A 7386-nucleotide genomic window follows, 5' to 3' on the forward strand; every position below is an offset into this window, starting at 1 on the left:
CCGGTCACCGGTGGCGGACTACTGTTCCACACCGTCGCGGCGTCGGACTTCTACTCCACCGATGTGGAGATGCGGACGCCAGGCGCAGAGTATCGGGTGGTGGAAGGTGTGGACCCCACGCCTTCGGCGATGACGCGGACCACGCCACCGCGGGCCACCCGGACCAACTGGCCGGCCGCTGCGTCGTTGGCCGCGACGCCCAACGCGACAGCGCCGGCGGCGGCGGTAGCGACGGCGAGGTTGCCGGTAGCGGTGCGGTTCCCGCTCACCTTCACCACCCGGCGGGCGGCGACGGGCGCGGTCGCCTCGGCGGTGATCGACTCGCCTGGTGCATAGACGTGTGCCTGCTGGATGGTGGTGCTCACGAGGGTGTCCTTTCGTAGGAAACGGATCGGGCCGAACGGGTGCGGCGGGCGCGTGCGAGCGCGACGGCACGGGCACGGTCTGCGGCGGACGGGTGCGCCGATGCGATGACCACGCGGCAGGCGGCTGCGGCGACGTCGACGCCGTAGAGGTGGCAGACGTCGTCGAGGGTTTCGAGTTCCTTGACCGCCGGGTGGGTGGCGCCGAGGAGGGCGACGCCGACGAGGACGCACGGCCAGGTGCGGCCGGCGCGGTCGGTGTGGTCGAGCAGGCACTCCACGCTGCGCTGCGGGTAGGCGCGGGCCAGTACACCCGCGATCGCCCGCGGAACACCGGTGAGTGTGCCGACCAACTGCGTGCCGCCGACGATGCGCAACGCCGTCACCGATCCGAGGGCGGGTGCGGCGTCGCGCATCGGACCCTGGTGGCCGAGCTTGAGGATCGGGGTGGCGATCCCGGCGGTGTGCGCGTCAACGATGGAGCGCAGGTCGTCGGCGGTGACCGTCCAGGGCCCGGTTGATGCGTCGTGCTCGCCGGTGTGCAGCAGTGGCACGTTCGGGATGGACACTACGTGGACGGCCGGCATCAGCGGTCACCGCACGCGGCGTGCCGCCCTGCGTTCGGCTTCGGCGTCGACGGCGTCCGCCGGATATACCCACCGCGTGCCGGTATGGCGAGCCGGTAGCCGCCCCCGGCGCGCAAGGTCGCGGACACCCGAGGCGGACAGCCCGAGGATGCGCGCGGCGTCGCCGGTGCGGTATTCATGGCGCCTACCGTGCACCGAAACACGTTGCGGCGCACGCGCATCTGCCGGTTGCGCTGACGGTTTGACGCCTTGTGCGTGGTCGGCCGCGGCTTCACCGAGCGGCAGTGAATCGGCAGAGCGTCGCAGTTTCGTGGTGAAGGCCACGAGTCGCGCCGAGGGCTGCGACGGGGTGGGATTGCCGCCGGCGTCGCGCCGTTCGGCCATGAGTTGCGCGAGGTGTTCCAGCGCCCGCGCCACGTAGTCGACCTCGGCGCCGTCGAGGATGAGCGCGCCCGGCGGCACCCGGATCACGGGCCGGTGCCGTCGTCGGTGTCGGCGATCGCGGCGAGTTCGGCGACCAGGGCGGCCTCGACGTCGGCGCGCGTCGCGTCGGCGGGCAGCAACAGCACCGGCTGCCCGGCGCCGAACACGTCCGAGGGCCGCATACCGGGCCGGTCGTGGCACACGATGAGCGCAACCCGGGCCGCCTCCTCCTGCATGTCGGTATCCCCGCGCAGTTGCGCCAACGCGTTGAGCACAGCGGCACGGCGGCAACGGGTTTCGTGACCAGCGTCGAGGGTGCCGACGACGGCCGGCAGGCCGGCCATCGGGGCGAGTTCGGCGGTGAGTCGGTCGATGAGGTCGGCGTAGACGAACCCGGCCGCGAAGTCCGCCGCGGCGGCGAGTTGGTCGGGTGGTTCGGGCACTGGCAGACCGGTGGGGTGGTCGATCGCGCCGGACCCTTCGGCGACGATGCCGGCCGCGATGCCGGCCCGCGTGGCGTCGGCGATGTGGTGCAACACGATCTGGGCGCGCGCCCAGCCGCCGGGTCCGTCGTCGAACCGTTCGAGGACGTCGTCGAGGGCGTCGGTCACCGCGCACTGGTGGGCCGCGGGCACGCGGTCGCGGATGACGGCCGCGACGGCGTAGGGCACGACGTCGAACATGTCGCCGACCCAGCCGAAGGTGGCGGCCTCGAACGCGTCGGGCACTGCGGCGCCGGCGTGCTCCCTGCGCAACGCGGCGACCGCCAGCATCATCGCGTCACGGTCGGCGACCAGATCGCCGCGCACCATATTCGGGTCACGCTCCACGATCGGCGGTAGGCCGCGGGCGGCCCGTAGCCGGTTGACGCGCGCCAGCGCATCCGCCTCGGTCAGGTCGTCGTCGTGTGGCCGACTCGGATGGTTGGTCATGGGATCTCCTTGCGGGGCTGGATGACCGGCGCGCAGCGGGCCCACAGGCCGGTGGTTGTGGCGGGCTGCCCGCACACCGGGCACGGATCGGTGGCGCGGGCGGCCACGTAGCCGACCGCGAACCCGATCAGCAGGCGGACGGAATCAGCCAGGACGGCAATCACGGTGTGCGCTTCTCCTTCGGTGGGTGGTCGATGCGTTCGGCGGCGTCGACGATCGCGTCGGCGAGGGCAATGGCCTCGGACACGGAAACGGTGAGGGTGACGGGTCCGGCGCGGATGCTCACCCGGCGGGCACGCAACTTAGGCACGACCGCGATCGCGTGGTCGTCGCTGGCGACGGTCAACCGCACGGCTCGGCCCGGTCTCTCGGCCGCAGCGCTGGGCAGGTGGCGTCGTGCTCGACCCAAACATGCATTCGGTCGACACCTTCGGCGGCCGCGATCGTGACGATGCTGTCGCAGTCAGGACACCGTGCTGACTCCCTCTCGGCCTCAATGCACGGGCGGCAGAATCCGGTGCCGTACAGCGCCGGTACTCCACACAGCTGGCAATCCGTTGTCATAGGTTGTCCTACGGGGTCGTTTGGTTGGATGGATCGCAAGTGCGTCGGGGTGCGTCGGGGTGCGTCGGCGACGCGCCGACGCACTGGTGTGTCGGTGCGTCGGGTGCGTCGCGTTCTAAAGACGCACCGACGCACGACGCACTTGCACGACGCACTCACCGCGGCGGCTCGTCCGACGCACTCGAATCGGCGGCCTGATAGCCCTTGGCGCGATTCTTGCCGGGTACCTCGATCAGGCGACCGGCAACGATCAAGTCGTCCACCGCGTCCCTGACATTGGCGTTGGTGAACGACTGCCCGGCCGCCCGCAACTGGGCGTACAGCTCCCGTGTCGATCCGACCGTGCGGCCCGGCAACTCCGCGATGATGCCGTGCACTGTGTCGGCCAATCTGTCGGGCACGCCGGTGCCGTCGTCGGCGTCAGGCTTGGCGTCCTTGTCGTCCTTGGGTGCGGTGAATCGCAGCGTGAAGTCCGGGCCGATCGTCTCGGAATCGTCGACGATCAGCGTGCCCATGAACGTCTTGCCGGGCACCCGCGTCGGCCGGCCGTGCGACCGCAGGTAGCCCGGCCGGTCCTTGGTGACGAACACGCTCGACCGGCCGCGCAGTCGCCGCCCGAACGGTGCGACGTTCTCCAGATTGATGCGGGTGCCGTCCAGCGCGTTGCCCTTATGCACCGACCCGTACTCGGCCACCCGCCCACCGTGCGGGGTGTGGTCGCACGCCAAGGTGGCCGCCCCGGCGTTGGCGAACGGCAGCACCAGCGCGCGCCGGAACGCCGACGCGCCGTCGGCGGCCATGATGTCGGCACCGTGCAGCGCCATGCCCTCGTTAACGCCGTCGAACACGACCAGCGACGGCACCGGCGACAACAGCGGCTCGATCCACCCGGCGCGGACCGGCCGGGCCGGGCCGACGAACCGAAACCGTTGCACCAGATCACGTTCGGTCACCCCAAGAAGCTGGAGGCGGTCCAACGTGCTGCCCGGATCGGACTCCTCGAAGTGGACGTACACCACTTGCCGACCCAGTGCTAGTTCCGCGGCCACGCACGCCAGCGCGAACCACGACTTGCCCGACTCGGTTTCGCCCACCACGACGTGCTGCCGACCCGGATAGATCAGACGTAGCCCGTCGCTGCGCACGATGCCCAGCGCGGGTTGTGGGCGTTCCACCTCCCCGCGCAGGTACGGGCCAAGGTCGATCGGTTCCCAGGTCGTCACTTCGTCGACGGCGGCTGCGGCGTCGTCCGGTGGTCCGGGGTCGGCGGCCGGTACTGGCGGGCCGGGGTCGTCGGGATGCTGCCCGTTGCGGACCGCTTTGTCGCGGCGCTCGTCCTCGGCCAACAATTCGAGGTACTCATCGGATCGGTCGACTTCGGTCATGACCGCGGCCATCCGTCGACGCGTTCGCGCCGCGATAGCGGGTCACGGCGACCGCTATGCGGCAAAGGCGGTAACCGGCGCGCAGCCTCGTGGCGGCGGCGCAACTGGGCCAGCAGCGTCGCGCCGCGCTCGTGTCGTGCGGATGGGCTATGGTCGGCGGTATCCGTTCCCGCGGATGGCGGCCCGGCCTCAGCGCCGGGCCGTTGCTCGTCTATCACCCGTTGCCGCCGTCCAACACCAAGGCTCGCGCCGGTCGCAGCAGTTCGGCCAACCGGGTCCGCTGCTCGTCGGTCAACGGCGGTGCGGCATCCACGACGCGGCGCACCCATTCCGCGCATTCCGGCGACAGATGGGCGTGTGGTGCCGTTGCCGGTGGTGCTGCCGCGGTCATGCCGGGACCACCGGCACGATCAGGGCGGCCAGGTCATCGCGGTCGACCCGCATCTGTTGCGGGCCAACGCGGTAAGCGCGCAGTCGGCCTTCGCCGATCCACTTGCGGATGGTGTTGACGTGAACGCCGCAGACCTCGGCGGCATGGCGGGTTGTGACTAGGCGTCCGGGTTCGGGTGTGTCGGCCATCGCGGGCCTTTCCTGACGTAGACGTGGCTCATCGCCACGCCTCTCGTCGGAAGGCTCGTCGGGGTGTCGCCACCCGCGTCCGCTGCCGCCACGCTAGCACGATCGGCAACGAACACACACGCTCGGCACACGACGGCCACCAGCCGGACTGCTACCGCCAGTCGCGGTCGATGATGTTCAGTAGGGCCAGCGATACCGCCGAAACACCATGCGCCACAACGTCATCAAACTGCGCGTGCATCTTGTCGCCGCCCCGCCGGACCTCGTGGTGGTGACAGACCGGGCACATCATCCAGTAGCGCAGACCCATGCGCCACAACTGCTTACCGGCGCTACCGGCAAGGGCGCGTGCACGCGTCACCGCGTCCGCCTGGCGTTCAAGGTCCATGCCGGATAACGCGACCTTCGACCCGGCCGCGTCGATGTACTGCACGGTGTTGCGGTGTGGGTTGCGCACGCGCCCACCCCAACGGGCCGAGAACGGGTCGACGATCCAGCCGATGTCGGGCCTCCGCTCGAACGATGCGACGATGACCACGTCTTCGGGCAGGTCGTCGCCGTCGGCGTCGCTGACCTGGCGCGGGTCCACCCGATCGGGGCTATGTGCCGCGTCGTCGCAGTACACCAGCAGCCTCGGGACAGCGCCGCTCACTTCCACACCGCCGACACTCGATCGGGGTTGAACACCTTGCCGCTCTTGCCCACCGGCGCGACCTCGAACACCACCAGCACGTCGATCACCGCGCGGAACCGGTCCGGCGACAACGCCCGCACCCGCTCGGCGACCTCGGGCGTGCCTAACGGCAACCCGTCGAACACGCGCAACCGCTCCTGATCCATCTGGCGGCGTTGGATCGCATCCAACTTCTCGGTCACCCGCTCCTTGCGGGCCGCCAACCGTCGGCCGTCGATCACGCCGTCGTCGTACTCGGCCTCGGCCTCACGAATCTGGGCATACAGCCGCTGCTTCTCGGCGCGCAACCGCTCAGCCTCGACGGCATCATGCTCGGCGACCTTCAACAGATCCACCGCATCCGGGCGCGCCAACCGCTCGGCCACCGCGGCGTACACCATCGGCTCGACGTGCTCGGCGCGGATCGACAGCCCGCGACACGACTTGCAGCCGTAGGTGATCGAGTGCGCCACCTGCCCGGACGGCTCCTTGGTCTCGCCCGCCTTCGGCCGCCCCGACTTGCCGCCGGTGGGTTGCATCACCCACATGCCCGACAGGTAACCGCCGCACCCCGGGTTCCCGCACCGCAGCACACCGGTCAACAGGTGCTTGCGGACGGTCTTGCGGCCCGGCGCTCGGCCGGGCGCGTCGAGCACCGCCTGGGCCGCCCGCCACGTCTCCTCGTCGACCAGCGGCGGCCAGGTGCCCGCACCGACGATTACGCCGTTGTGGTCACGCAACCCGGCGTTGCGCGGCTTCCGCAGGAACAGGCTCACCGTCGATGCCGACCACGGCTTGCCGTTCAACCCGTACGCCTCGGCGGCGTTCCACTCGCGGGCAATGTCGCTGATCGACCCGCCGGACAGGATCGACTCGTACGCCTGCTTCACCAGCGGCGCGGTCACCGGGTCCGGCGTGCGGCTACCGTCGCGCAGGAACCCGAACGCGTTGCGCCACTGCGGTTCACCGCGTGCCGCCTTCTGCTGCGCGGCCCGCTTCTGCCGGTCAGACTTGTGCTCGATCTCGTGACGCGCCACCGCACCCTTGAGCCGGGCGGTGAGTCGGCCCTGCGCGGTCGATAGGTCGACGTCGCCGGACACCGTGGCCAGCGCCAGCCGGTGCGCGTCGGCGAGGTCCATGAACGCTTCCAGCTCGATCGGCCGCCGATGCAACCGGTCCAGATCCCAGGCCACCACGGCACCGATCCGGCCCTCGCGGATGTCGGCCAGCATCCGCTGATAGGCGGGCCGATTCTTGCCCGATGACGCGCTCACGTCGTTGTCCACGTACTCCACCGGCGTCCACCCCTTCGCCGCGCATAACGCCACGCAATCCTCGCGCTGACGTGCGACGCCAAGCGCCTGTCCCGTCGGATCGGAAGAAATGCGCAGGTAAACGGCTGTTTTGGTATCTGCCATACTTTGAATGTACTACGGACAACCGACAGTGAAATCGGCACAGGCATTTCAGGTTTGACGGGTGGGTGGGCCCGACCGGGTGCGCGACGGTGTGGTCGATGTCGGCGGTGGTGGCGGGTTTGTCGCAGCCGGGGAAGCGGCAGGTCAGGTCGCGGCAGCGGATGAACGCGGCCAGTGCGGGTGAGGGGGTGTAGCCAGGTTCGGGCCCGGAATCGCCGGGATGGGTGATCTCGCGGATCGTGGCGCCGTTCAGCAGGGCGTCGAAGAAGGGTGCGGGCATGAACCCGGACCCGAAGATATAGCCCGACCGTCCGGGGATCAGGGTGGGTGCGCTGCGTGGCCTGCTCCGCGTTTTTCAGACTGCGGATTTCGCGGGAATTAAGCCGCGAGCTGTGAATTCATATATTCGGTGCGGACTTCATGCGGTGTGCGGTAGCCGAGCGCGGAGTGAAGTCTGCGTCGA

10 protein-coding genes and 2 pseudogenes are annotated in these 7386 nt (G+C 70.0%); all 12 read right to left on the reverse strand.

The annotated features are described in order from the left end of the window. Positions 1-50: 50 nt before the first annotated feature. Positions 51-365, reverse strand: coding sequence for a hypothetical protein (locus tag ASJ79_RS33190; RefSeq protein ID WP_197420216.1), 315 nt, complete (start codon positions 363-365; stop codon positions 51-53). Beyond that, a complete protein-coding gene (locus ASJ79_RS14465) occupies positions 362-949 on the reverse strand; it encodes a hypothetical protein (RefSeq protein WP_067956274.1) in 588 nt (195 codons plus the stop codon). Before ASJ79_RS14465 ends, ASJ79_RS33190 begins: the two co-directional genes overlap by 4 nt. A 6-nt stretch (positions 950-955) precedes the next feature. Next, complete coding sequence (locus ASJ79_RS14470) at positions 956-1420, reverse strand: helix-turn-helix domain-containing protein (protein ID WP_067956275.1); 465 nt, start codon at positions 1418-1420, stop codon at positions 956-958. After that, entirely contained in the window at positions 1417-2304 is an 888-nt protein-coding gene (locus ASJ79_RS14475; RefSeq protein ID WP_067956276.1) for a hypothetical protein, read from the reverse strand. The genes ASJ79_RS14470 and ASJ79_RS14475 overlap by 4 nt, the downstream gene beginning before the upstream one ends. Next, entirely contained in the window at positions 2301-2468 is a 168-nt protein-coding gene (locus ASJ79_RS32255; protein WP_156448447.1) for a hypothetical protein, read from the reverse strand. Before ASJ79_RS32255 ends, ASJ79_RS14475 begins: the two co-directional genes overlap by 4 nt. Beyond that, positions 2465-2656 (reverse strand): hypothetical protein, encoded by a 192-nt coding sequence (locus ASJ79_RS14480; protein ID WP_067956277.1) that lies wholly within the window; start codon positions 2654-2656, stop codon positions 2465-2467. Before ASJ79_RS14480 ends, ASJ79_RS32255 begins: the two co-directional genes overlap by 4 nt. A gap of 367 nt (positions 2657-3023) precedes the next feature. Further along, positions 3024-4253 (reverse strand): hypothetical protein, encoded by a 1230-nt coding sequence (locus ASJ79_RS14485; RefSeq protein ID WP_231750847.1) that lies wholly within the window; start codon positions 4251-4253, stop codon positions 3024-3026. Between the two features lie 214 nt (positions 4254-4467). After that, positions 4468-4566: pseudogene (locus ASJ79_RS35050) on the reverse strand (hypothetical protein); the annotation flags it as partial. Positions 4567-4640: 74 nt separating this feature from the next. Continuing rightward, entirely contained in the window at positions 4641-4832 is a 192-nt protein-coding gene (locus ASJ79_RS14490) for a helix-turn-helix domain-containing protein (RefSeq protein ID WP_067956278.1), read from the reverse strand. 151 nt (positions 4833-4983) lie between these two features. Next, positions 4984-5421, reverse strand: a complete 438-nt coding sequence (locus ASJ79_RS14495) for a hypothetical protein (RefSeq protein ID WP_197420217.1) — start codon at positions 5419-5421, stop codon at positions 4984-4986. Positions 5422-5480: 59 nt separating this feature from the next. Then, positions 5481-6923: a recombinase family protein gene (locus ASJ79_RS14500; RefSeq protein WP_067956281.1), complete on the reverse strand. Its 1443-nt coding sequence runs from the start codon at positions 6921-6923 to the stop codon at positions 5481-5483. Between the two features lie 18 nt (positions 6924-6941). Next, positions 6942-7260: pseudogene (locus ASJ79_RS33930) on the reverse strand (HNH endonuclease); the annotation flags it as partial. Between the last annotated feature and the right edge of the window lie 126 nt (positions 7261-7386).

Source organism: Mycobacterium sp. NAZ190054, from assembly GCF_001545925.1.
Classification (GTDB): Bacteria; Actinomycetota; Actinomycetes; order Mycobacteriales; family Mycobacteriaceae; genus Mycobacterium.

Coding starts and splice junctions, on each gene's coding strand:
- ASJ79_RS14490 (WP_067956278.1), bottom strand. CDS start 4,832: ATGGCCGACACACCCGAACCCGGACGCCTAGTCACAACCCGCCATGCC.
- ASJ79_RS14485 (WP_231750847.1), bottom strand. CDS start 4,253: ATGACCGAAGTCGACCGATCCGATGAGTACCTCGAATTGTTGGCCGAG.
- ASJ79_RS14465 (WP_067956274.1), bottom strand. CDS start 949: ATGCCGGCCGTCCACGTAGTGTCCATCCCGAACGTGCCACTGCTGCAC.
- ASJ79_RS14500 (WP_067956281.1), bottom strand. CDS start 6,923: ATGGCAGATACCAAAACAGCCGTTTACCTGCGCATTTCTTCCGATCCG.
- ASJ79_RS14475 (WP_067956276.1), bottom strand. CDS start 2,304: ATGACCAACCATCCGAGTCGGCCACACGACGACGACCTGACCGAGGCG.